Origin of the sequence: Sorangium sp. So ce590 (genome assembly GCF_051521365.1) — a bacterium.
GTDB lineage: Bacteria > Myxococcota_A > Polyangia > Polyangiales > Polyangiaceae > Sorangium.
This window is the reverse complement of record NZ_CP150346.1, coordinates 11,537,551-11,559,314: the sequence shown is the minus strand read 5'-3', so window position 1 is coordinate 11,559,314 and position 21,764 is coordinate 11,537,551. Positions and strand designations below refer to the sequence as shown.

The window sequence follows — 21,764 nt, the reverse complement described above, 5'->3', positions numbered from 1 at the left end:
GTCCTTTCTCCTTCTTGTTCAAGGCATCTCGCGGGAACGCGGCGTGACTGGACGTTCTTCGCTCTAGTTGAACAATGATTTGACAGGACCAGTCGAGTGGACGATTCGGCGCGCGAGCAACGTGACCACGAAGTGGTGAAACGCGGCTGCCAGCTCGGGCGCCTCGGCGGTGAGCCGCTGAAGCGCCTCCTCCGACAGCCTGTAGAGCGTGACCTGGCGGCTCGCGGTCACCGTCGCAGAACGTTTCTCGCCCATGTAAAGCCCTGACTCCCCGACCACCGAGCCCGGTCCCATGGTGCGGAGCCGCTTTATCTTCTTCCCGTCGATCTCGAGCCACGCCGTCAGCTCACCGCCCTCGATGAGGTATAGGTCCTTCGAGATGTCCCCTTGCCGGAACAGGTCGAACCCCGCGGGGACCTCGACGCGCTCCAGGTAGCTAAGAAAGCGGAGCATCTCCGGCCTGCCGTTGAAGACATCCTGGAGGTCGTAGAAGAGCATGGGCGGCGGCAGCATGCTCGGGGGCGCCTCCTGGATGATCTCGTTCTCACACGCCTCCAGGCCGCGGTCCAGATCCGGGTAGATCCGGCACTGGTCGTCGTTCTCGATCACGACCTCGCCGCGCTCGAGGTGGTTTCTGATGTCCGCCGGGACCTCGGTGAGGATGAGCCTCACGCCGTTCGCCTTCGCCAGCCGGCGGAGCCGGAGGAAGCTGGCGATGGCCGAGGAGTCGAGCCCGTTGACGTGCCGGAAGTCGAGGAGCAGATACCGTATCTCCCCGTCCGTGCTCTGGATGCGCTGCTGAGCGCTGACGAGGAGGTTGTACGCCGTCCCGAAGAAGACATAGCCCTGGAGCTGGAGGATGTACAGCTGCTTGGCTCGCTCCAGCAGCGTCATCTCCTCGCCGTCGCTGCGGGCCACGTTGCTGCGGAGGTGCAGGCCGGAGATGGCGTTGCGGATCACCTCGATGCGGCTGTAGCTGAGCGCGAACAGGATGAGCGACACCCCGAGCCCCACGGCGACGCCGAGGAGGAAGCCCCAGACGGCGACGACGAGGAGGATGAGCACCACGACGAGGTACTCGGTCCGGCGCAGCCGGAAATAGCCCTCGTACAGCGTGTTGATCAGGAAGTGGAAGCCGAGGTACGCGATGAGCCCCCCGAGCACCGGGCGCGGGTAATAGCTGATCGCGTCGGCGCCGATGACCAGCACGAGGGCGCTGATCGACGCCGCGAAGAGGCCCGCGAGCCGGGTGTTCGCGCCGGTCTTGAAGTTCATCGACGACTCGGGCATCGACATGTACCCGACGACGCACCCGAACATGCTCCCGACGATGTTCGCGACCCCGGTGGCCCGCAGCTCTCGATCGAGGTCGATCTCCTGCTCGGTGGCGAGCTCCACGCCGGACGCGCTCAGGAGCACGGTGATGGCCGCCATGACCGTCACCGCCACCATGTTGCCGCCGCTGTCGAACAGGACCGGCCAGTTCACCTGCTTGAGGTCGGCGACCTCCACGGGAGGCCAGAGCGCCTCGCGCGGGAACGGCCCGAGGAGCCACCCGTCCGCGAAGGCCTGCGTCACGTTGGAGTCGGAGATGTAGAGGATCAGGTAGAAGACGCCGGTCGACCCGACGAGCAGGATCGGCAGGAGCAGCAGGTTCGTGTAGCGCCGGAGGAGCGCCACGAGGAGCACGCCGAACACGAGGCCGGTGAGGACCTTGTCCAGCGAGCTCGAGAACAGGTGGGGGAGCATGTTCAGCGTGGCCGGCTTGCCGGACATGACCGAGAGCGACCCCTGGACGAGCAACCATCCGGCGCCGGCGAGGAAGCCGCCGGCCACGGGATAGGGGATGAAGCGGACGAGCACCCCGAGGCGGAGTATGCCGAGCAGCAGGAAGAAGCCGCCGGCGACGACCGACGTGAGCGCGATCGCGACGATCACCGTCGGGAACGCGTCGGCGTTCGGGTCGATCTTGTGGACGCCCGCCGCGATGGCCGAGGCCATCGAGGCGAAGATGACGGCGGCGTCCTCCTGCGGGGCGGCGATGACGGGGCGGAAGGAGCTGAGGAGGGCGACGATCACCCCGACGATCACGGAGCTGACAAGGAAGATCCCGATCCCCTTCGACAGCCGGTCCGCGAAGTCGTGCGTGAACACGAGCGCGGCCAGCGAGATGTCGAAGGTGACGACCAGCGTCCCCGAGACCGCGGCCGCCAGGGCCGCCTGGACCAGCTTGAGCCGCTTCGCCGACCCGCGCTGCTCCTCGCGCACCGGCTCCGCAACGTCCCCTGCTTCCTGCTGTGTCATGCTCTTGAGAGACCTCTCGGACGATGTGGCGAAATCCGCGCCGCTCTAGGCCGGAGCGGCGCTAGCGCCGCTCCGCAGGCGAGCCGAGCATAGCGATTCTGCAGCCGGGCAGGTATGCGGCAGCGAGGGTCGCGACGACGATGCTGGCGGCGTGGCGGGCGGGGGGCACCGCGGCCCCCCGCGCCGGCTCAAGAGGCACCCAGCTCACGCTCGATCGCCGCAGCCTGCTCCTGCAGGGCCTCCGCCTCGCCGGGGTGGCCGCTCAGCCGGTGCAGCTTCGCGAACTCGGCGAGGAGCCTCGCCTCCTCGCGCCGGTTGCCGATCTGCCGCTCGACCGTGATCGCGCGCGCGTAGAGCGTGCGGGCGGCGTCGTATCGGCCCTGGACGGCGTAGGCCATCCCGAGGCTCGCGAGCGTGAGCCCCTCGGTCGGCAGGTTGCCCGCCTCGCGCGCGGCGCGCAGCCCCTCTTCCCAGTACGTGCGCGCGTCGTCGGGCTGCTGCATCGCCCAGTGCGTGCGGCCCAGGCCGAGGAAGCCGAGCGACTCCGACCCGCGATCGCCGAGCTTCTGCGCGTCGGTGAGCACGCGGATGTGCTCCTGCCGCGCCTCCTGGTACCGCCCCCTCGCCTCGAGGACGTCGCGGGCGAACTCGTAGCGCACGACGACGCTCTCGGGCGTCGGCTCCGGCGAGAGCTTGAAGTAGACGCGGTAGAGGCGCGTCGCCTCCTCGTGGGCGTAGCGCGCGGCCGCCTTGCGCGCGCCCGCGAGGAAGTAGCGGCGCGCGTGATCCACCTTGCCCGCGCGGCGCCAGTGGCGCCCGAGCGCCACGAGCTGGTCCTCGAGGTCGTCGCCGTACAGGCTCTCGATCGCCTCGGCGGCGAGCCGGTGGAGTTCCTGCAGGCGCGCGCGCGACTGCATCTCGTAGGCCGCGTTGCGGAGGAGCGCGTTGCTGAACTGGAAGCGCCGCTCCGTCATCTGCGACCAGATGCACTGCGCCTCGCCGATGCGCACGTGCTCCTCGAGCACGGCGGCGTCGGGGAGCATCAGCGCGAGCACGCGCAGGTCGAACTCGCGCCCGAGGACGGCCGCGGCGACGATCGTCTGCTTCACCTTCGCGTCGAGCCGGTCGAGCCGCGAGATGAGCAGGCTGTTCACGTTCTTCGGCGGCATGAACGTGTTCGAGATCGAGATGGAGCTCGAGCTCGATCCGTAGCGCCCGTCCTCGAGCCAGTAGGCGAGGATCTCCTGCGCGAAGAACGGGTTGCCGCCCGCCGTCTCGCAGAGGAGCGTCGCGAGCATGTCCGGCATCGGGCCGCCGAAGAACGGGACCGCGAGCGCGAGGAGCTGCTCGCGCGGCAGCGGCTTCAGCTCGATCACCTTCTCGGAGATGCCGGGATCGAGCGGGATGCGCACCGGGGTGCCGTCATCCTTGCGCCGCGTCGTGCAGATGATCGCGATCGGCAGCCCCCGGCACGCGCGCGCGATCACGCGCACAGCCTCGAGCGAGTCCTCGTCGGCCCAGTGCGCGTCCTCGAGGTGCAGGATCACCGGCTGGAGCGACGCCTCGGCGAGGAACACGAAGCTCAGCGCCGAGAGCGTGCTCGTGTACCGGAGCTTCGGGTGCAGGCGCTCGTACGGCGAGTCCTCCCAGCGGATGCCGATGAGCGCGGCGAACACCGAGCGCGCGCGGTCGAGCTCGCGCTTCAGCGCGGCCTGGCTCTCGGGCAGCCGCTCGAGGAGGTACTCGAACGCGTCGTCGAAGTTCGTGAGCTTCTCTTCCTTGCCGAGCGCGGAGGACTCCCAGAAGTACTCCTTCAGCGCGAACTCGAACGCGTTCAGCGAGCTCTGGAGCGTCTGATCGCAGCGCGCGTCGATCCACAGGAAGGGCCGGTCGGTCTGGTGCTCCTCGCACCGGTGGCGGAAGCGCTGCACGAGGTAGCTCTTCCCGAGCCCCGGCTCGCCGTCGATGTAGGTGATCCCGGCCGGCTTGCCCTCGAAGATCGGCCCGACGTAGCGCGCGAGCTGCTCGATCTCCGCCTCGCGGCCGATGAGGCCGAGGTCGTAGAACTCCTTCTGGACCGAGATGCGGCGGCGCTCCAGCGAGTAGACGAGGATGGGCAGGTCGAAGCCCTTGAACCGGAAGATGTTCTCCGTCGTCCACTGGTAGCTCGTCTCGCCGGCGCGGAAGACCTGCTCGTCGGCCCAGATCGCCGACCAGGGGGCCTTCGCGACGAGGCGCGCGGCGAGGTTCGTCGCGCGGCCGATGCACGCGAACTCGTTGCGCTCGGTGCCGCCGTTGAAGCCGGCGTAGCGGACGTCGCGCGTGATCCCCGCGCGGAGGCGCATCTGCCGGAGGCCGCGCTTCTTCAGCTCCAGCGCGAAGTCGAGCGCGCGATCGTTGTCGTTCTCGTGGGTGATCGGGGCGCCGAAGTGGATCAGCGCGGCGATGCCGAGATCGCCCGCGTCGATGCCGGTGAAGGTGCCGCCGTAGAGCTCCGAGAGCTCGTGGAGGAGGCGCGTGAGCTCGGCGAAGCTCGGGATCTGCTCGAACGAGAGGAAGACGCTCGTGACGTTGCGGAACTCGCCCTCCGGGGGCATGTCGGCGACGCCCCTCGCCACGAAGGAGGTGCCCTCGCCGCGCGGCGGGTTCCTCGGGACCTGCGGCATCCTGGGCGCCGGCACGTCGCCGAGCTTGTAGACGCCCTCGCCGTGGTACTTCGCGCTCGCGGGCGGGATGCGATCGCAGAGCGCGCGGTCGAGGAGGATGTCCCCCTTCTGCGCCTGCCGCTCGATCGCGACGCACGCGGCGAGCGCCTGCCCGTGGAAGTGGTAGTAAGCGCGCTCCGGGGAGATGCGGACGATGCCCCACTCGACCGAGCCCCACGCGAGCCCCATCCGGAACGAGAACGGGAAGCTGCCGAAGGGCGTGTCGCGCTCGGGGTGCTCGGCGAAGAGATCGCGCATCGAGAGCGCCGCGCCGAGCACGTACTCCGCGACCTTGCGGTCCGGCGTGTCCTGGAACAGCGCCGTGAACGCGTCGCCCGCGAAGTTCGTGATGAAGCCTCCGGCGTGGTGGACCGCGGCGATGAGCGGGTCGAAGTAGTACCGGAGCGTGCCCGCGAGCGTCTCAGCGCCCGCGCGCCCGTGCTGCATCAGCTTCTCCGTGAGCTCGGTGAAGCCGGGGATGTCGATCATCAGCACCGCCCCCGTGAAGCTGCCCTCGGTGTTGCCGAGAGCGTCTTGCTGGATGATGAAGTCGGGGACGAGCGGGTTCATTTCCTTGCTCCTCAGCAACGGATCCCGCTGGGAATCAGCCTGGGAAGCGCGTCTGCGGGACGCAGAGCCTGGAGTCTACTGCCGGCGGGAACAGATGAATACCGGGATCTTCGATCGGCGGTGACGTCGCCAGCCCGCGCGGCGCGGGCCTGCCGCTGCGCGGGCTGGTCGTGCCGCTGCGCGGGCTGGCGCGCATGCGCCCGTCCCGCAGAGCGCAGCACACCGGCGCCTCGCGGGGGGTTCCCCTCGGTGGAGAGCCTGGAACGAGGCGCCTCCACGTCGGCACGGACATCCGCCCGGAGCGGCCGCGCCGAGAGGACAGACGGGGAGACGGCGATGAGGCGTGCGGGGCGCTGGAAGGTCATCGTTCGATTTGAATGTCCAGCGGCCGGGGAGAAGGAGGGGGCGGCGCGTCGGGAGAGGGCGTGGGCCTCGGGGCCGGCCGCGCGGAGTAGGGTCGCGGCGCGGGAGCCGCCTGGGGCGGCGGCGTGGGCGCGGCCGGCGTGCTCGTCGGCGCGGCCGCGTGCTTCGTGAGCGTGGCGACCAGGCGAACCGACTGATCCGAGTGACCCTGGACGATCGAGTACGGCTCGTATCCCTCCTGCCGGACGGTCAGCCGGCGCGGGTTGGCGCGCACCGAGCTGTTCGAGATCGAGAGCTGGAGCGGCGTGTTCCCGAGGGGCTTGCCGTCCTCCAGGACCTCGGCGCCCGAGGGCATGGACTCGACCATCAGCACGAACGTCCCGACGTCGGCGGGCGGCGGCGGCGGCGGCGGCGCCGGGGCGACCTGCGGCTTCTCCGGCTGCGTCGCGAGCGGCGCCGGCTCGCTGGAGCGCATCTGCGACATCGCGATCCCGATGCCCGCGACGGCGAGGACCCCCGCCGCCACGAGCACGATGCCCTTGCGGCCCTGCGGCGCGGCGTCGGCCGGGCGCGAGGCGGCGCCGAGCGACGCGTCGTCCACCTGCGAGGCCGAGCCGGAGGACGACGGCGGCGAGGGGCTCGCCGGGATCGCGGTCATCACGCGCACGGGCGGCATCGGCGTCGGCATCCTGCCGGTCCCGCCGGAATCCATGGTCACGAGGCCCGTCGAGCCGAACGCCGGGGACAGGCCCATCGCCTGCGCGCACTCGCCGAGGCCACGGATGAAGGCCTCCATGTTGGCCGGGCGGCCGTCCGGCTCCTTCGACAGGCAGCGCAGCACGAACGCCTCGAGCGGCTCGGGCACGTCGGCCTCGGGGTTGCGCTCGCGCATCCGCGGGACGGGCTGCTGCAGGTGGGCGATCAAGATCTGGACCGAGTTCTGCGCCTCGAACGGGACCTTCCCGCAGAGCATCTGATAGACGATCACGCCCAGCGAGTACACGTCGGTCCGGAGATCGACCTTGCCGTGCGAGATCTGCTCGGGCGACATGAAGCGCGGGGAGCCGAGGAACGAGCCCTGCTGCGTGAGCTCTTCCGAGTCGTCGGCGAGCACCTTCACGAGGCCGAAATCGAGGATCTTGACGAGCTCCCCGATGTCCTCGCCGGGGACGAGCATGACGTTCGACGGCTTCAGGTCGCGGTGCACCACCCCGTGCTTGTGCGCCTCGCGCAGCCCGCGCGCGATCTGCCGGGCGACGCCCATCGCGTCGGGCGCCGACAGCCGGCCGGCCTTGCGCAGCCGCCGGAAGAGCGTCTCGCCCTCGAGGAACTCCATGGCCATGAAGTACCGCTCGGGCTCCATGTTCTCGACTCGGCCGTAGTCGAAGACCGTGACGATGTTCGGGTGCTGGAGCCTGGCGAGGATGCTCGCCTCGAGGAAGAAGCGCTTATGAAAGTTGGGGTCGATTTGATTCGATGAGTTCGTTGGCGTCAGGACCTTGATCGCGACCTGCCGCTCGAGGGCGATCTGCTCTCCGCGATAGATGACGCCCATGCCGCCCGTCGCGAGCAGGGAGTGGACCTTGAACTTCTGATTCAAGACCTTTCCCAGCAGCGGGTCGGACTCTCCGCTGGCCGAGGCACCGTCCGAAAGCTTCTCCGCCGTGCTCATGGCCTGTGTCTCTTTCCCCTTCCCATCCCGCTGGCCCCCACTGCTGGCGCTCGGGGAAAGCGTACCCCGTGCCCATCACGCGCCGCCTGACGTTCGGCTAACGTGCGACCTATTTGCGACTTACGTCCTGGTTTACGTTCAGGTGCAAATTCTGGGACCTGCCCTCGCTGCGGCACCGCCCGCGCTCGTCGGCTTGGCTTCCGGACCGGCTGCGGCACGTTTGAGCTCAGCCTACCGTAAGCTGCGAGCCGATCCAACCCAGCTGCTGAAGATGACATTCGTTGGCTACCCGACCACACGCTGTGGGCGTGTTCCCCCGGCCCGGACGCTGGTCCCTGAACGAGCTTGCTGCATGGGCGGATGTACCCGTACTCTGACCGGGTCCCCGATGCCGCCGCAGCACTTTATCCGATGCCAGGCGTGCGGGTTGCCGCACCCGTCGGACACCGAAAGGTGCCCGGTGCACGGCACGGCGCTCACGCCGAGCATCGCCCCGCCCTCCTCGACGCGGATGCCGCCGACGAGCAGGGGCGAGTCGGGGTGGCCGATGGACGGCCCGCTGCCGCCAGATATCGACCCAGATCAGCCCCGGCCGACGAAGGAGGCCCCGCTCGTCGGCCGGCTTCTGCACGACCGGTACCGCATCCTCGGCGTCATCGCGAAGGGCGGGATGGGGATGGTCTATGACGCGATCCACATCGGCCTGCGGCGCCGGGTCGCGATCAAGACGCTCCGCGGCCAGTACGCGCAGAGCAAGACGGCGATCGCCCGCTTCCACAACGAGGCCGCTGTGGCCGGCCGCTTCGGCCATCCGAACATCGTCGAGGTGTACGATCTGGGCGTGCTCGAGGACGGCACGCCCTACCTCGTGATGGAGCGGCTGGAAGGCGACACAATCACCGAGCGGCTCGGACGCGAGCGCCCGATGCCCATTCCCGTCGTGCTGGACGTGGCCGTCCAGGTCCTGAGCGCCCTGGTCGTCACGCACAACGAGGGCATCCTCCACCGCGATCTCAAGCCGGACAACATCTGCCTCGTCGGCGGCGACCGCGGCCCGCTCACCGTGAAGGTGCTCGATTTCGGCGTCGCGGAGGCGTTCAACACCGGGTCGGCGGCGTCGTTCCTCGTCTCGACGGGCGCCGCGGGGAGCCACGCGGTGGCCGGCACGCCCGCCTTCATGGCGCCGGAGCAGGCGCAGGGGGTCCGCGATCTCGACGCGCGCGCGGACCTCTACTCCGTGGGCATGCTGCTCTACGTGATGCTCACCGGGCAGCTGCCGTTCAAGGCGCCGACGCCGGCGGCGCTGCTCGCCGAGATCCAGCGCGTCAAGCCGATCCGCCCGCGCATGCTGCGGCCGGAGGTGCCGCACTCGCTCGACGTCGTGACGATGCGCGCGCTCGCGCTCGACCGCGAGGAGCGCTTCCCGAGCGCGGCCTCCATGATGGACGCGCTCGAGCAGGTGCAGATCGACGCGGCCATGGGCGGCGGCGCGCCGGCCGAGCGGACGGGCGAGCCGGTCGATCCGGACTCGGAGAAGGTGGAGTACTTCTACCGGAAGAGCGTGCTCCCGCCGCCCATGGAAGACTGAGCGGTCCATGTGGAGCATCGAACATGCGAGCCGTCTTCATTCGTGAGCCGGGCGGTCCCGAGGTCCTCGAGGTGCGCGAGGTGGACGCGCCCGAGGTGCCCGAGGGGCACGTGCGCATCGCCGCCCGCTTCGCCGGGGTGAACCGCGCCGATCTGCTGCAGCGGCTCGGCCTGTACCCGGCGCCGCCGGGCGCGCCGCCGGACGTGCCGGGGCTCGAGTACGCCGGCGTGATCGAGGCCGCGGGCAAGGGCGCGCGCCGCTTCGCGCCGGGCGATCGCGTCTTCGGCCTCGTCGCGGGCGGCGCCTACGCCGAGCGGATCGTCGCCCACGAGCGCGAGGTCGCGCCGGTGCCGGACGGGCTCTCCGACGAGGAGGCGGCGGCGGTCCCCGAGGCGTTCGTCACCGCCTACGACGCGCTCGTGACGCGCGCCCGGCTCGCCCCCGGCGAGCGCGTGCTCGTGCACGCGGTCGGCAGCGGCGTGGGGACGGCCGGCCTCCAGATCGCGCGCGCGCTCGGGTGCTTCGTCGTGGGGACGTCGCGCACCCAGGACAAGCTGGACCGCTGCCGGGAGCTCGGGCTGCACGCCGGGATCGCGGCGTCGGGCGGGAAGTTCGCCGACGAGGTGCTGAAGGCGACGCGCGGCGCGGGGGTCGACGCGGTGCTCGATCTCGTCGGCGGCGCGTATGTCGGCGAGGACCTCAGGGCGTGCGCGGCGAAGGCCCGCATCGCGCTCGTCGGGCTGACGGCCGGCGCGTCCGCGGAGCTCGACCTGCGCGAGCTCCTGCGCAAGCGCGTCGAGCTCATCGGCACGGTGCTCCGCTCGCGCCCGCTCGAGGAGAAGATCGCGGCGGCGCAGGTGCTCGAGCGGAACATCTCCCCGTGGCTCGCGAGCCGCGCCGTGCGGCCCGTCATCGACCGGATCTTCTCGATCGACGACGCAGCCGCAGCGCACATTTACGTGGCCAGCAACGCCTCGTTCGGGAAGGTCCTGCTCCGGATCGGCGCGTGAGCGCGCGAGCGCATCGTCACTCGCCGCGGCCGAGGAGCCGCGCGAGCGCGCCGGCCTCGGCGTCGTGCGCTTCGGCCTCGTCGGCCGGCGTCCACGACATGTCGAGCTCGAGCCGGTACGAGCCCTCGAACGCGTGCGGCGGCGAGCCGCCCCACTCCTCGGGCGAGAGCAGCGAGAGGTAGCGGACGCCGTCGTCGCGCCGGTAGAGGTGGTAGACGTGGCCGGGCCGCTTCTTGAAGTTGCACGACGCCCGGTGGAGCTCGCTGTCGCGCTGCGCCGCCTCGAGGACCTGCCGCGCCTGCTCCTGCAGCGACCGGATCTGCCGGGCGATCTGCGCGAGCTTGCCGCCGGTGACCGCGCCGAGCAGCGCGTCTGCTTGCTGGATCTCGCGCGCCACGTCGACAAGGTCGTGCGGCGCGGAGAGCCGGCTCAGGGGGTACGGCGAGGTGCGGGCGGGCCCCTCGTGGCGGCCGCCGCCGTGCTTCGTGTAGCCGTCGTCGCTCATGCGGAGACCCGGAGCTTAGTGCAGCGCGCCCCCGCGCTGTAGCGACGACGTCGCCGGGCGGGCGCCGCGCGGGGCTCGTCCGGGCGCGCGTCCCCCGCGCGCCGGGGCGCCGTCCCCGCCGCCGTCACGGGTCGGGGCATCCGTCCTCGTCCTCGACGCCGTCCTCGTCTTCCTTCTGCGTCGGGCAGCGGTCCTCGTCGTCGAAGACGCCGTCCTCGTCGTTGTCCCCCTCGGGGCACCCGTCCTCGTCCTGGAAGCCATCGAGGTCCTCGGCGAGCTCGCGGCACTGATCGACCTCGTCGTCGACGCCGTCGCCGTCGGCGTCGTGGACGCGCGGGGTCCACGCGACCGAGAGGACGGCGCGCAGCGGCGTGGTGCCGACCCCGCCGACCAGCGCGGTGCCGACGCCGCCCAGGAACGAGACGTCGCCGATCGCGTAGCGCGCCGCGAGGCCGAGCTCCAGCGCGGCCGTCTCCTGGTTCTCGAACGGCGCGATCGGCGAGAGCGGCAGGTGCCCGCTTGCCTCGAGGAAGATCGTGGCGCGCCCCTCCGGGTCGATGCCCAGGATCTGCGGCCGGAACGAGAGGCCCAGGCCGAAGGGGAGCTCGTGGCCGAACACCGTGGGGCACGGATCTCTGCCCGCGGCAGGGGCCGGGGTCGCCTGGCACGCGAAGCGGGCCTGGGCGGCGCGGAGCTTGAGCCCGGCCGCGAGGTGCGCGCCGAACGCGATCAGGCGGTACTCGGCGAGGAGCCGGAGCTCGTTCGTGACGCTCCCCTCGCCCACGAACGACGCCTCGTCGCCCGTCGGCAGCGTGAAGCGCTCGTGCAGCGCGAGCGCGAGCCCGCCGAGATCGCCGCCGGTGGGCTGCACGAGCGTGAGCTTGCCGACGAGGCCGAGATCGCCGAGCGCCTGCGCCGGGACCCACGTGTCGCCGAGCACCCGCGTGGCGTCGGACCTGGGCGCGTCGCCGGCCTGGTAGAGGACCACCGGCAGCGTGAGCCCCACGAGGAGGCGCCGCGCGATGCCCACGCCGGCCGCGAAGTCGGCGCTGACCTGGTGGCGGATGACGTCGAAGCGGACCTCGTCCGAGGCCGGATCGCGGAGCACGATGGGGCGGTAGGCGTACGAGCCCCAGAGGCTCGCGCTCCACTCGCCCGTGTCCGGGGTGGCGGCGGGCTCGGAGTAGACGCCGGCCCCGGGGTCGATCGAGGCGCGGAACCCGCGCAGGTCCACCGACGGCTGGGCGGCGGCCGGCGAGACCACGGAGGCGGCGAGCAGCGAGGACAGGGCGATGGCGCTCGGTCGCATGGCCGGAGGAGACTAGACCAGCGCCGGGCAAAGCGGGGCGCCCGTCGTCCGGCGCGCGCCGCGCCGGACGCAAGCGGCAGGTGGCCCGGCGCGCGCCGCGCCGGACGCAAGCGGCAGGTGGCCCGGCGCGGCGCGCGCCGGACGCGAGCGGCGGGCGGCGTCCCCGAAACATCGCGTTCCGCCGCGGGTTGTGCGATAGCGGGGCATGGACTCAATCCGGATCCGGGGCGGCAAGCCGCTCTCCGGCAAGATCCGCATCAGCGGCGCGAAGAACGCGGCGCTGCCGATCCTCTGCGCGACGCTGCTCTCCGACGGCGAGAGCCTGCTCCGCAACGTGCCCGCGCTGCGCGACATCGACACGACCTCCGCGCTGCTCCGGTTCCTCGGCCGCAACGTCGAGGTCGCCCCGCCGCTCGTCAGGGTCGGCGCCGGCGACAACGTGCGGCCCGAGGCCCCCTACGAGCTCGTCAAGCAGATGCGCGCGAGCGTGATGGTCCTCGGACCGCTGCTCGCGCGCTTCGGCCGCGCCAAGGTGTCGCTCCCCGGCGGCTGTCAGATCGGCACGCGCCCGGTGGATCAGCACCTCAAGGGGCTCGAGGCCCTCGGCGCGACGATCCGGCTGTCGCGCGGCTACATCGTCGCCGAGTGCAAGCGGCTGCGCGGCGCCGAGGTCGTGTTCGACCTGCCGACGGTGACCGGCACCGAGAACCTGATGATGGCCGCCGCGCTCGCGAAGGGGCGCACGACGCTCGTGAACTGCGCCCGCGAGCCCGAGGTCGAGGAGCTCGGCCGGGTGCTCAACAAGATGGGCGCGCGCGTGAGCGGGGCCGGCACGGACGTCATCCACATCGAGGGCGCGGACGAGCTCGAGCCGTTCGACCACGCGATCATCTCGGATCGGATCGAGGCCGGCACGTACATGGTCGCGGCGGCCGCGGCCGGCGGCGACGTGCTGATCGAGAACGCGCCGCTCGAGGACCTCGAGGCGGTCGCGGCCAAGCTCCGCCAGGCGGGCGTCGAGGTGGGCCGCGAGGGCGACTGCGTGCGCGTCCGCCGCGACGGCCGGCCGCTGCGCGCCGTCGACATCACGACCGCGCCGCACCCGGGCTTCCCGACCGACATGCAGGCGCAGTTCATGGTCCTGATGTGCCTCGCGCAGGGCACGTCGCGCATCGTCGAGACCATCTTCGAGAACCGCTTCATGCACGTGCCCGAGCTCTCGCGCATGGGGGCGCACATCGACGTGGACGGCCACACGGCGCACGTCCACGGCGGCGCGCCGCTGTCGGGCGCGACCGTGATGGCGACGGATCTGCGCGCGAGCGCCTCGCTCGTCATCGCCGGGCTCGTGGCGACCGAGGGCGAGACCGAGGTGCTGCGCGTCTACCACCTGGATCGCGGCTACGAGTTCATGGAGCGCAAGCTCGCGCAGCTCGGCGCCGACACGGCGCGGGTCGAGGGGCGGGCCGGATGATGAAGCCGCTCACCATCGCCGTGCCCAAGGGGCGGATCCTGAAGGACCTGATCCCGCTCGTGCAGCGCGCCGGGCTCGACAGCACGCCGCTCCAGGAGAACGATCGCCGCCTGGTCCGGCCGACCGCGGACGGCGCCTTCCGGTACGTATTCCTGAAGCCCGACGACGTGCCGACCTACGTCGAGTACGGGGCCGCCGACCTCGGCGTCTCCGGCCGCGACACGCTCCTCGAGCGCCGTCACGATCTCTACACGCCGCTCGATCTCGGGATCGGCCGCTGCCGCCTCGTCGTGGCCGGGCCGGAGGGCACGCCCATCCCCGATCTGCCGCGCGTCGCCACGAAGTACCCGCGGATCGCCGGGGATCACTTCGCGAGCAAGGGCGTGGTGGCGGAGATCATCCCCGTCCACGGCTCGGTGGAGCTCGCGCCGCTCGTCGGCCTCTCTCACCTGATCGTCGATATCGTCGAGACGGGCGCCACGCTGCGCGAGAATCGCCTCGAGGTGCTCGAGACGGTCACCGAGGTGAGCACCCTTCTCATCGCGAATCGCGCGTCGTACAAGCTGCGGAGCGACGTCGTGCGCCCGCTGATCGAGCGCCTGCGGGCCGCGACGACCGGCGCGCAGCGGTGATCGCCGCGGGCGCGCGGCTCGCCGCCCGCGGATCGAGATCGACGCCCATCCGAGACACAGAGAGAGGAGGCCCAGCTGCTAACGCACTTCGCCGCGCTCCCGGCCGACATCGACATGTGGGTGGGAGGGGGGACCAGCATCGTCGCCGGCGTGCACCGCGACCCTCCGGGGATCCACCGCTTCGACGCCGTCGCCCAGGCCGAGGTCGGGCTCCGGCTCGCGAGCGAGTCGCTGTATTTCCGGCTCGATCTCGACATGCAGGCCACCTCGGCGCCGCTCGGCCTGCCGGCGTTCGGCCTGCCGGCGTTCGTCTACCCCGAGTGGTCCCTGCCGGCGCAGGAGCTGAAGATCGGCCCTCCCGAGTGGGCGATGCTCCAGATCGGCCGGGAGGACTACCACCTCCGGCTCGGCATCGTCTCGCACGCGATTGGCATCGAGGACTGGGACAGCTGGATCAACTACTTCCCGACCTTCTCGACGATGATCAACACGGTCCCTGGCCGGATGCTCGGCGTCGAGCCCGGGCTCGTCCTCGGCGATGGATACGAGGTCAACGTCTTCGGCGGCCTCGATCTCGACGTCGACGCGCCCACGTTCGGCGCCGGCCTGACCACGATGCAGGCGCTCTGGTCGACCTGGTCGGGCGTGGCGTTCTATCCGACGATCGATTTCTACTCGGCGGTCGTCGCCCTGGAGCTCTATCCGGCCGAGGCGCTGTCGGTGTCGATCGATGGCAGCGTCGGGCTGGTCGGCGCGGCGGACGAGGCCGGAGCGATCGAGCTGAAGCCCTGGGTGGGAGGCGAGATCATCGCCAATATCCTTCCGACGGTGGCAATCCATCCGCTCTTTCGAGTCCAGGCTCTCCACGAGCCCGGGGGCGCGCTCTCTGCGTTCCTGTTCGCCCCCCAGCCGAGCCTCTCCGCGAGCGCCGGGCTCACCTATACGCCGTTCGACGAGCTCAAGATCAGCCTCGAAGGCAAGGTCTCCAAGGTCGAGGACGACATCCTGCCCGGCCTGTTCGCCCTCGTGGCCCTCCGGCGGCCCGAGCCGCCCCCGTACGCCGCCAAGTGACGAGACGGGAGCGGCGTTGTGGCGCTCGACGCGTCAGGGCGGGCGCCTGACAGCGACGGAGGCAGACGACGTCGAGCGCCGCAGCGCCGGACTTTTCCATTGATGGGCGGGGGTCGGCACGAAACACTCGAAACGTAGCGAGCTCGACGCGACCACGCGACCACGCGACCACGCGCGACGCGACTGACGCCCGGCGACCCTGTTTTTCGCGTCTCGCGGGGCCGACCCTTGTGATAGGGTGGCGGCCCCTCTCATGAAAATCCACGAGTATCAAGGCAAGCAGCTCTTCGCCCGCTACGGGGTGCCGGTACCGAATGGGGAGCCCGCTTTCCAGGCGAGCGAGGTGGCGCCGATCGCCGATCGGCTGATCGCCCAGACCGGCAACCCGGTCGTCGTCGTGAAGGCGCAGATCCACGCGGGCGGCCGCGGCAAGGGCGGCGGCGTGAAGGTCGCCAAGGGCGGCAGCGCCGAAGCGACCGCGCTCGCCGAGAAGATCCTCGGCATGCAGCTCGTCACCAAGCAGACGGGCCCCGAGGGGCAGAAGGTCCGGCGGCTCTACATCGAGCAGGGCCTCGACATCGCGCGCGAGCTCTACTTCGCGATGCTCGTCGATCGCGAGCGCCGCCGCGTCGCGGTGATCGCCTCGACCGAGGGCGGCATGGACATCGAGGAGGTGGCCCACAGCACGCCGGAGAAGATCGTCAAGCTCTTCATCGATCCGGTGCTCGGCCTCGCCCCGTACCAGGGGCGGCAGCTCGCGATCGCGCTCGGGCTCACGGCCAAGGAGACGCAGCGCCAGTTCCTGAAGCTCGTGGCCTCGCTCTACACGTGCTTCACCGCGGAGGACTGCTCGCTGCTCGAGATCAACCCGCTCGTCGTGACCCGCGCGGGAGACGTCTTTGCGCTCGACGCGAAGGTGAGCTTCGACGACAACGCCGAGTTCCGCCACCCCGAGTGGAACGCCATGCGCGACGTCGACGAGGAGGATCCGGTCGAGCTCCAGGCGAAGCGGTCCGGGCTCTCCTACGTGTCGCTCGACGGCGACATCGGCTGCCTCGTGAACGGCGCCGGGCTCGCGATGGCGACGATGGACATCATCCTCCATTACGGCGGCAAGCCGGCGAACTTCCTCGACGTCGGCGGCGGCGCCACGCAGGAGCAGGTCAAGACCGCGTTCCAGATCATCCTCCGGAGCGAGCGGGTCCGCGGCATCTTCGTGAACATCTTCGGCGGCATCATGCGCTGCGACGTCGTGGCGGCCGGGGTCATCGCCGCGGCGAAGGAGCTCGGGCTCAAGGTGCCTCTCGTGGTCCGCCTCGAGGGGACCAACGTCGAGGCCGGCCGCAAGCTGCTCGACGAGAGCGGCCTGACCATCCAGTCGGCGAGCTCCATGGCCGACGGCGCGCAGAAGATCGTCGCCGCCACGCGCGGCGGCAAGGCCCAGAGCGGCGCCTAGGCGCCCGCGAGCACCGAGCCCCGAACCCAGTTGAGCAGCGAGCGACCGGCGATTGCCGAGCTCCTGTCCACGTTGAAGGTAGAGTAATCAAGCGATGAGCATCCTCGTCAACAAGGACACGCGGGTCGTCTTCCAGGGCATCACGGGCGCCTACGGGTCGCAGCACGCCCGCGCCTGCATCGAGTACGGGACGAAGGTCGTCGCCGGCGTGACGCCCGGTCGCGGCGGCCAGCGCTTCGAAGACAAGGTGCCGATCTTCGACACGGTCGAGCAGGCCGTGCGCAACGAGGGCGCCGACGTCTCGTGCATCTTCGTCCCGCCGGTCGGCGCCGCGGACGCGATCACCGAGGCCGTGGACGCGGGCTGCAAGCTCGTCATCTGCATCACCGACGGCGTGCCGGTGCTCGACATGGTGCGCGTGCGTCGCTTCCTCGACGGCAAGCCGGCGCGCCTCATCGGGCCGAACTGTCCCGGCGTGATCACGCCCGGCGAGTGCAAGATCGGGATCATGCCGGGCCATATCCACAAGAAGGGGCACATCGGCGTGCTCTCCCGCTCGGGGACGCTGACCTACGAGGCGGTCGGCCAGCTGAGCGCGCTCGGCATCGGCCAGTCGAGCTGCGTGGGCATCGGCGGCGATCCGGTCGGCGGCATGGACTTCATCGACGTGCTCGAGCTCTTCAACCAGGATCCCGACACGCACGGGGTCGTGCTGATCGGCGAGATCGGCGGGACGGCCGAGCAGCGCGCCGCGGCCTGGATCAAGCAGAACATGAAGAAGCCGGTGGCCGCGTTCATCGCCGGCCGCGCGGCGCCTCCGGGCAAGCGCATGGGCCACGCCGGCGCGATCATCGCGGGCGGCGAGGGCACCGCGGCCGAGAAGATCGCGGCGCTCGAGGCCGCGGGGGCCAAGGTGGCCGCCACGCCGGCCGAGATGGGCGTCGCGATGCAGGCGGCGCTCGCGGCGGCGCGCTGATCCTTCCCGCACAGAGGCCGCTCTTCCGAGCTGCCCGGCCCACGGCGAGGGGGCTCGCCGTGGGCCTCCCCTATCCTTCTTTGATCGGCGCGCGCGCCGCTCCGATCACGCGCCGAGCTGTATCGTCCGCCGCTCGGCCGAGCTCTTCATCGCGGCCTCGATGACGCGGATCACATCGCGCGCCTCCTCGGCGCGCACCGGCGGCGGGGCGCCGTCGAGGATCGCCGCCGCGATGCCCTCGTAATAGGCCTCGTACGCGCCGGGCAGGCTCTCGATCGCGCGGCGCTCGCCGCCCGCCGTGACCAGCGTGCCGAACCAGCGCGGGTCCTCCCGCCCCCACTCCGGCGTGCCCGGGCGCTTGCCCGCCTTGAGGGCGTCTTCCTGACCGTCGATCCCGTGCTTGAGGAAGCTCCCGCCGTCGCCGTGGACCGCGAAGCGCGGGCCGGGCTCGCTCACCAGCGTGGAGGAGCGCACGATCACCCGGCGCTTGCCGTAGTCGAGCGTGAGGTGGAAATAGTCGACGGTGCGCGCCTCGGGCCGCTGCGCCAGGAGGTCGGCGGTGACGGCGCGCGGCGGGCCGAAGAGCACGAGGGCCTGATCGATCAGGTGCGCGCCGAGGTCGTACAGGATCCCCGAGCCCGGCGACTCCTGCTCCCGCCAGCCTTGCTTGATGGCGGGGCGGAAGCGGTCGAAGTGCGCCTCGTACGAGGCCACCTCGCCGAGCAGGCCCTGCTGGATGCAGTGGCGCACCGTGAGGAAGTCGGCGTCCCAGCGGCGGTTCTGGAACACCGACAGGAGCCGGCCCCGGCGCGCGGCCAGCGCGATGAGCTCGTCCGCCTCGGCGCTCGTGATCGTGAACGGCTTGTCGACGACCACGTGCTTGCCCGCATCGAGCGCGGCGCGCGCGAGCGGGAAGTGGGTCTCGTTGGGCGAGGCGATCACCACGAGGTCGATCCCGGGCTCGGCGATCAGCACCTCGGGCGTCGGATGCACGGCGACGCCCGAGTGGTCGGTCATGACCTGGCCCTCGCGGCGGGTCGCGATGGCGGCGAGGCGCAGCCCAGGGATGGACCGGATCAGGGGGGCGTGGAAGACGGCGCCGGCGAGGCCGTATCCGATGAGGCCGACATAGACGCGCTGGGACATGGCAGGACGGGCTCGCCCGGGACGCTAGCCCGAAGAGCCCCTGGAGGGAAGCCCGGCGGCGCGGACGATCCGGGGCCTACGGAGGCGCGCGGCGGCGCGTTGGCGAGCCGCCAGAGGCATTCGCAAACGCTCGCGATCGCGCCTGGCGAGCCGCCTCGAGCGTCCACAGCGCTCGTCATCCCATGAGGCGCTCTGCCAAAGGCCCCTTCGACGCTCACAATCTCGTCGCGCAGGGCCGCACGAGCGAGGATCACGGGAGACGTGGTCTCCGCGCGCCCAATGTCGTCGCCCATGACCCCCATCGCCGCCGAGCGAGAGGGTTCGTACAGACGCAGCGGAGCCCCTGCGATAGCCTCCTCGGTTTGGAGGCTTTGATGCACGCCAAGAGCGTCCTTTCCGTAGTCGCCCTGACCGCCCTGATCGCCGGCAGCTCCCTCGCGGCAGGGTGCAAGAGCACCGCCGAGGCCACCGTGACCGAGGAGTCGATCGAGGCCGTCCCGGTGGCCCTCGAAGAGCCGTTGACCGAGGAGCACGACGGCGGCTCGGTCGGATGGGAGATCGCGCCCGACGGCACCGTGAGGGCGATCGTGAGGGCGCCTGACGGCAAGCCCATCGACAAGGAGGTGAGCGGCACGCTCACCTGGAAAGGGCCGAACGGCGACGCGCAGGTCCCGCTCGCGCTCGACGCAAAGACAGGGCTCCTCATCGCGGCCGGGCCCAAGCTCGAGGCCGATCTCACCGAGGTGAAGTACAACGTCGTCGTCGCCGGAAACCCGTGGAATGGCACGCTCCACGTGCCCGTAGGAGGCACGAAGGTCCTCGTCGAGGGCGCGCGGAAGGCCGAGAGGCGGCCCATCCCGCCGGGCAAGACGGGCCCGAACGGCGGGATCATCCAGGTGGTCGGCGACGACACCGTCGAGGTGGTCGCGGACAAGGCCTCTGGCCAGGTGAGGGTGTATGTCCTCGACGCGAACCTCAAGCCGATCCCCGTCGGCGACCGCAAGATCAAGCTCGGCTTCGTGGGGTCGAGCTCCGAGGTCGTCCTGCTGACCCCCGGCCCCGACGGCCTCTACTGCGTCGGCACGGTCGCGGCCAGGGTGAACCCCGTGAAGCTCACCGTCGTCGTGGCGCACCCGACGCACGCCGACGTGGTGCTCGTCGGCTATCGCCCCGGCGTGCACGTCGTGGTCGGCCCGAGCGCGCCGGCCGTGAGCGTGATCGTGGCGACGACGTGGAACGTGGCCGTGAAGGTCAAGACGACCCCAGGCGTGGTGGTGATCCACGATGACGACGACGACGACGACGACGGACGACCGGTCCACATCCACGTGCACGGCAAGCACAAGCACAAGCACGGGCACAAGCACAAGCACGGGCACAAGCACGAGCACGGGCACGGGCACGGGCACTGAAAGTGACCTCACGCGGCGCTGGGCGGCCCACCTCACCGCCGAGGTCGACGCCGCCTCGCTCGCCGTCTTCCGCGTCGGCTATGGCGCCCTGATCGCGTGGGAGGTCGTCCGGTACGTCCTCCACGATCGGATCTCTCGCTATTACATCGAGCCCGGCTTCTTCTTCAGCTTCGTCCCCTTCATCCGCCCCTGGGGCGGGACAGGGATGTACTGGCACTTCGCCGCCCTCTTCGTGCTCGCGCTCCTCTGCGCCGTCGGGCTCTTCTACCGGGTGAGCGCCGCGCTCCTCTGCGCCGCGCTCACGTATGTCTTCCTCCTCGACAAGGCACAGTACCTCAACCACCTCTATCTCCTCTGCCTCCTCGGCCTGCTGCTCGCCGCCGCCCCCGCGCACCGCGCCCTCTCGCTCGATCGCCTCCGCGCGCGGCGCGCCTCGCCGGCCGACGAGGGGCAGAGAGCGCCGGCGGAGACCGTGCCGCGCCTCTACCTCTTCGCCCTGAAGGCCCAGATCGCGCTCGTCTACTTCTACGGCGGCATCGCGAAGCTGAACGGCGACTGGCTCCGGGGACAGCCGCTCACGATGTGGCTCGCCGAGCACCGCGGCGCGCCCCTCGTCGGGCCGCTCCTCGCCACGCCGGCCGCGGGGCTCGCGCTCTCGTATGCGGGGCTGCTCATCGACCTCTCGATGGGCTTCCTGCTCTTCTCGCGACGTACCTTCCCGCTCGGCGCGGCGCTCGCCGTGGCGTTCAACCTCACCAATGCTCTCCTGTTCAAGATCGGGATCTTCCCCTACGCGATGATCGCCTCGCTCGCGCTGTTCGCAGATCCCTCGTGGCCGAGGCGGCGGCTGCCCTTCCTCTTCAATGGCGCGGACCGCCCGGGCGGCGGCGCCCAGGTCCCCTCGGCGGCGCCGCGGCACGCCCTGCCGCTCGCGCTGCTCCACGGGTATCTCCTTGTCCACCTCGTGGTGCCGCTCCGCCACTGGGTCTATCCGGGCGACGTCGCCTGGAACGAGGCCGGACACCGCTTCTCGTGGCGAATGAAGCTGCGCGACAAGAACGTGAGCGAGCTCGACATCCGCGTGCTGGATCCGAGGACCGGCGTGCGCGAGTCGCTCGACCTCGAGGCGTGGCTCACCCATCGCCAGCTCGGAGAGATGAGCGCGCGGCCCGACATGATCGTCGACTTCGCGCACCACGTCGCCGACCGCTGGCGGGAGGACTTCGGGGTGCGGCCGATCGTCACGGCCAAGGTCGTCGCGTCGCTGAACGGAGGGCCCTACCGCGCCCTCGTCGACCCGACGCTCGATCTGGCGTCGCAGCCGCGAGGGCTCCTCGCGGTCGTGCAGCCACCATAACGCATCGCGTCATAAATCCTGCCGCATCGAGGGGAGATCACGGGGACGCGAGGACGATCGCGGCCCACCGATCGCGATGATCCACACCTCGCAGGGGGGGTGAGCCGAGCGCCAGAGCTCGACCTCCCCGGCGCGCGAGGTGCGCTGACGATGCAACGAGATGCACTCTAGACAAGCGCTCCGCGTGACGCTCAACGACGAGCGACACGACGCG

Annotated in this window: 15 protein-coding genes and 1 pseudogene; 10 read left to right on the top strand and 6 right to left on the bottom strand. The window is 70.9% G+C overall.

What is annotated here, in order from left to right:
- Nucleotides 1-63 precede the first annotated feature (63 nt).
- The 3 genes from WMF28_RS43905 to WMF28_RS43895 form a co-directional block, all read right to left on the bottom strand.
- Complete coding sequence (locus tag WMF28_RS43905; protein ID WP_437599723.1) at nt 64-2,304, bottom strand: SLC26A/SulP transporter family protein; 2,241 nt, start codon at nt 2,302-2,304, stop codon at nt 64-66.
- Nucleotides 2,305-2,492: 188 nt separating this feature from the next.
- Complete coding sequence (locus WMF28_RS43900) at nt 2,493-5,579, bottom strand: AAA family ATPase (protein ID WP_437599722.1); 3,087 nt, start codon at nt 5,577-5,579, stop codon at nt 2,493-2,495.
- Between the two features lie 361 nt (nt 5,580-5,940).
- Nucleotides 5,941-7,614 carry a serine/threonine protein kinase gene (locus tag WMF28_RS43895; protein ID WP_437599721.1) on the bottom strand — a complete coding sequence of 558 codons (1,674 nt, stop codon included), beginning with the start codon at nt 7,612-7,614 and terminating at the stop codon, nt 5,941-5,943.
- Nucleotides 7,615-8,074: 460 nt separating this feature from the next.
- Here WMF28_RS43895 and WMF28_RS43890 point away from each other — a divergent pair, with 460 nt between their 5' ends.
- The gene (locus WMF28_RS43890) at nt 8,075-9,202 is read left to right on the top strand and encodes a serine/threonine-protein kinase (RefSeq protein WP_437599720.1); all 1,128 of its coding nucleotides are present in this window, start codon (nt 8,075-8,077) and stop codon (nt 9,200-9,202) included.
- Between the two features lie 23 nt (nt 9,203-9,225).
- Nucleotides 9,226-10,212 (top strand): NAD(P)H-quinone oxidoreductase, encoded by a 987-nt coding sequence (locus tag WMF28_RS43885; RefSeq protein WP_437599719.1) that lies wholly within the window; start codon nt 9,226-9,228, stop codon nt 10,210-10,212.
- Nucleotides 10,213-10,228: 16 nt separating this feature from the next.
- Here the strand turns inward: WMF28_RS43885 and WMF28_RS43880 are convergent, their stop codons facing one another.
- Nucleotides 10,229-10,717: a DUF2452 domain-containing protein gene (locus WMF28_RS43880; RefSeq protein ID WP_437599718.1), complete on the bottom strand. Its 489-nt coding sequence runs from the start codon at nt 10,715-10,717 to the stop codon at nt 10,229-10,231.
- Nucleotides 10,718-10,841: 124 nt separating this feature from the next.
- The gene (locus WMF28_RS43875) at nt 10,842-12,026 is read right to left on the bottom strand and encodes a hypothetical protein (protein WP_437599717.1); all 1,185 of its coding nucleotides are present in this window, start codon (nt 12,024-12,026) and stop codon (nt 10,842-10,844) included.
- A gap of 205 nt (nt 12,027-12,231) precedes the next feature.
- On the opposite strand from WMF28_RS43875, the gene murA reads away from it, so the two are divergent.
- From murA to sucD, 5 genes are all read left to right on the top strand, one after another.
- The gene (murA, locus tag WMF28_RS43870; RefSeq protein ID WP_437599716.1) at nt 12,232-13,500 is read left to right on the top strand and encodes a UDP-N-acetylglucosamine 1-carboxyvinyltransferase; all 1,269 of its coding nucleotides are present in this window, start codon (nt 12,232-12,234) and stop codon (nt 13,498-13,500) included.
- A complete protein-coding gene (hisG, locus tag WMF28_RS43865) occupies nt 13,497-14,132 on the top strand; it encodes an ATP phosphoribosyltransferase (protein ID WP_437599715.1) in 636 nt (211 codons plus the stop codon). The genes murA and hisG overlap by 4 nt, the downstream gene beginning before the upstream one ends.
- A 114-nt stretch (nt 14,133-14,246) precedes the next feature.
- Entirely contained in the window at nt 14,247-15,203 is a 957-nt protein-coding gene (locus WMF28_RS43860; RefSeq protein ID WP_437599714.1) for a hypothetical protein, read from the top strand.
- A gap of 253 nt (nt 15,204-15,456) precedes the next feature.
- Nucleotides 15,457-16,659, top strand: coding sequence for an ADP-forming succinate--CoA ligase subunit beta (gene sucC / locus WMF28_RS43855; protein WP_437599713.1), 1,203 nt, complete (start codon nt 15,457-15,459; stop codon nt 16,657-16,659).
- A gap of 94 nt (nt 16,660-16,753) precedes the next feature.
- Nucleotides 16,754-17,635 carry a succinate--CoA ligase subunit alpha gene (gene sucD / locus WMF28_RS43850; RefSeq protein WP_437599712.1) on the top strand — a complete coding sequence of 294 codons (882 nt, stop codon included), beginning with the start codon at nt 16,754-16,756 and terminating at the stop codon, nt 17,633-17,635.
- A 105-nt stretch (nt 17,636-17,740) separates the two neighbouring features.
- Here sucD and WMF28_RS43845 read toward each other — a convergent pair whose 3' ends face one another.
- Nucleotides 17,741-18,781: an oxidoreductase gene (locus tag WMF28_RS43845; RefSeq protein ID WP_437599711.1), complete on the bottom strand. Its 1,041-nt coding sequence runs from the start codon at nt 18,779-18,781 to the stop codon at nt 17,741-17,743.
- A 374-nt stretch (nt 18,782-19,155) separates the two neighbouring features.
- On the opposite strand from WMF28_RS43845, the gene WMF28_RS43840 reads away from it, so the two are divergent.
- From WMF28_RS43840 to WMF28_RS43830, 3 genes and pseudogenes are all read left to right on the top strand, one after another.
- A complete protein-coding gene (locus WMF28_RS43840) occupies nt 19,156-20,193 on the top strand; it encodes a hypothetical protein (protein WP_437599710.1) in 1,038 nt (345 codons plus the stop codon).
- 52 nt (nt 20,194-20,245) lie between these two features.
- Nucleotides 20,246-21,016, top strand: a pseudogene (locus tag WMF28_RS43835) (HTTM domain-containing protein); the annotation flags it as partial.
- Nucleotides 20,990-21,550: a hypothetical protein gene (locus WMF28_RS43830; protein ID WP_437604378.1), complete on the top strand. Its 561-nt coding sequence runs from the start codon at nt 20,990-20,992 to the stop codon at nt 21,548-21,550. The pseudogene WMF28_RS43835 and the gene WMF28_RS43830, both read left to right, overlap by 27 nt.
- Nucleotides 21,551-21,764 lie beyond the last annotated feature (214 nt).

Bases quoted from the DNA above. Each gene is read 5' to 3' on its own strand.
- WMF28_RS43905 (WP_437599723.1), bottom strand. From the start codon at position 2,304: ATGACACAGCAGGAAGCAGGGGACGTTGCGGAGCCGGTGCGCGAGGAG.
- WMF28_RS43900 (WP_437599722.1), bottom strand. From the start codon at position 5,579: ATGAACCCGCTCGTCCCCGACTTCATCATCCAGCAAGACGCTCTCGGC.
- WMF28_RS43895 (WP_437599721.1), bottom strand. From the start codon at position 7,614: ATGAGCACGGCGGAGAAGCTTTCGGACGGTGCCTCGGCCAGCGGAGAG.
- WMF28_RS43885 (WP_437599719.1), top strand. From the start codon at position 9,226: ATGCGAGCCGTCTTCATTCGTGAGCCGGGCGGTCCCGAGGTCCTCGAG.
- WMF28_RS43880 (WP_437599718.1), bottom strand. From the start codon at position 10,717: ATGAGCGACGACGGCTACACGAAGCACGGCGGCGGCCGCCACGAGGGG.
- WMF28_RS43875 (WP_437599717.1), bottom strand. From the start codon at position 12,026: ATGCGACCGAGCGCCATCGCCCTGTCCTCGCTGCTCGCCGCCTCCGTG.
- murA (WP_437599716.1), top strand. From the start codon at position 12,232: ATGGACTCAATCCGGATCCGGGGCGGCAAGCCGCTCTCCGGCAAGATC.
- hisG (WP_437599715.1), top strand. From the start codon at position 13,497: ATGATGAAGCCGCTCACCATCGCCGTGCCCAAGGGGCGGATCCTGAAG.
- WMF28_RS43860 (WP_437599714.1), top strand. From the start codon at position 14,247: ATGTGGGTGGGAGGGGGGACCAGCATCGTCGCCGGCGTGCACCGCGAC.
- sucC (WP_437599713.1), top strand. From the start codon at position 15,457: ATGAAAATCCACGAGTATCAAGGCAAGCAGCTCTTCGCCCGCTACGGG.
- sucD (WP_437599712.1), top strand. From the start codon at position 16,754: ATGAGCATCCTCGTCAACAAGGACACGCGGGTCGTCTTCCAGGGCATC.
- WMF28_RS43845 (WP_437599711.1), bottom strand. From the start codon at position 18,781: ATGTCCCAGCGCGTCTATGTCGGCCTCATCGGATACGGCCTCGCCGGC.
- WMF28_RS43840 (WP_437599710.1), top strand. From the start codon at position 19,156: ATGCACGCCAAGAGCGTCCTTTCCGTAGTCGCCCTGACCGCCCTGATC.
- WMF28_RS43830 (WP_437604378.1), top strand. From the start codon at position 20,990: ATGATCGCCTCGCTCGCGCTGTTCGCAGATCCCTCGTGGCCGAGGCGG.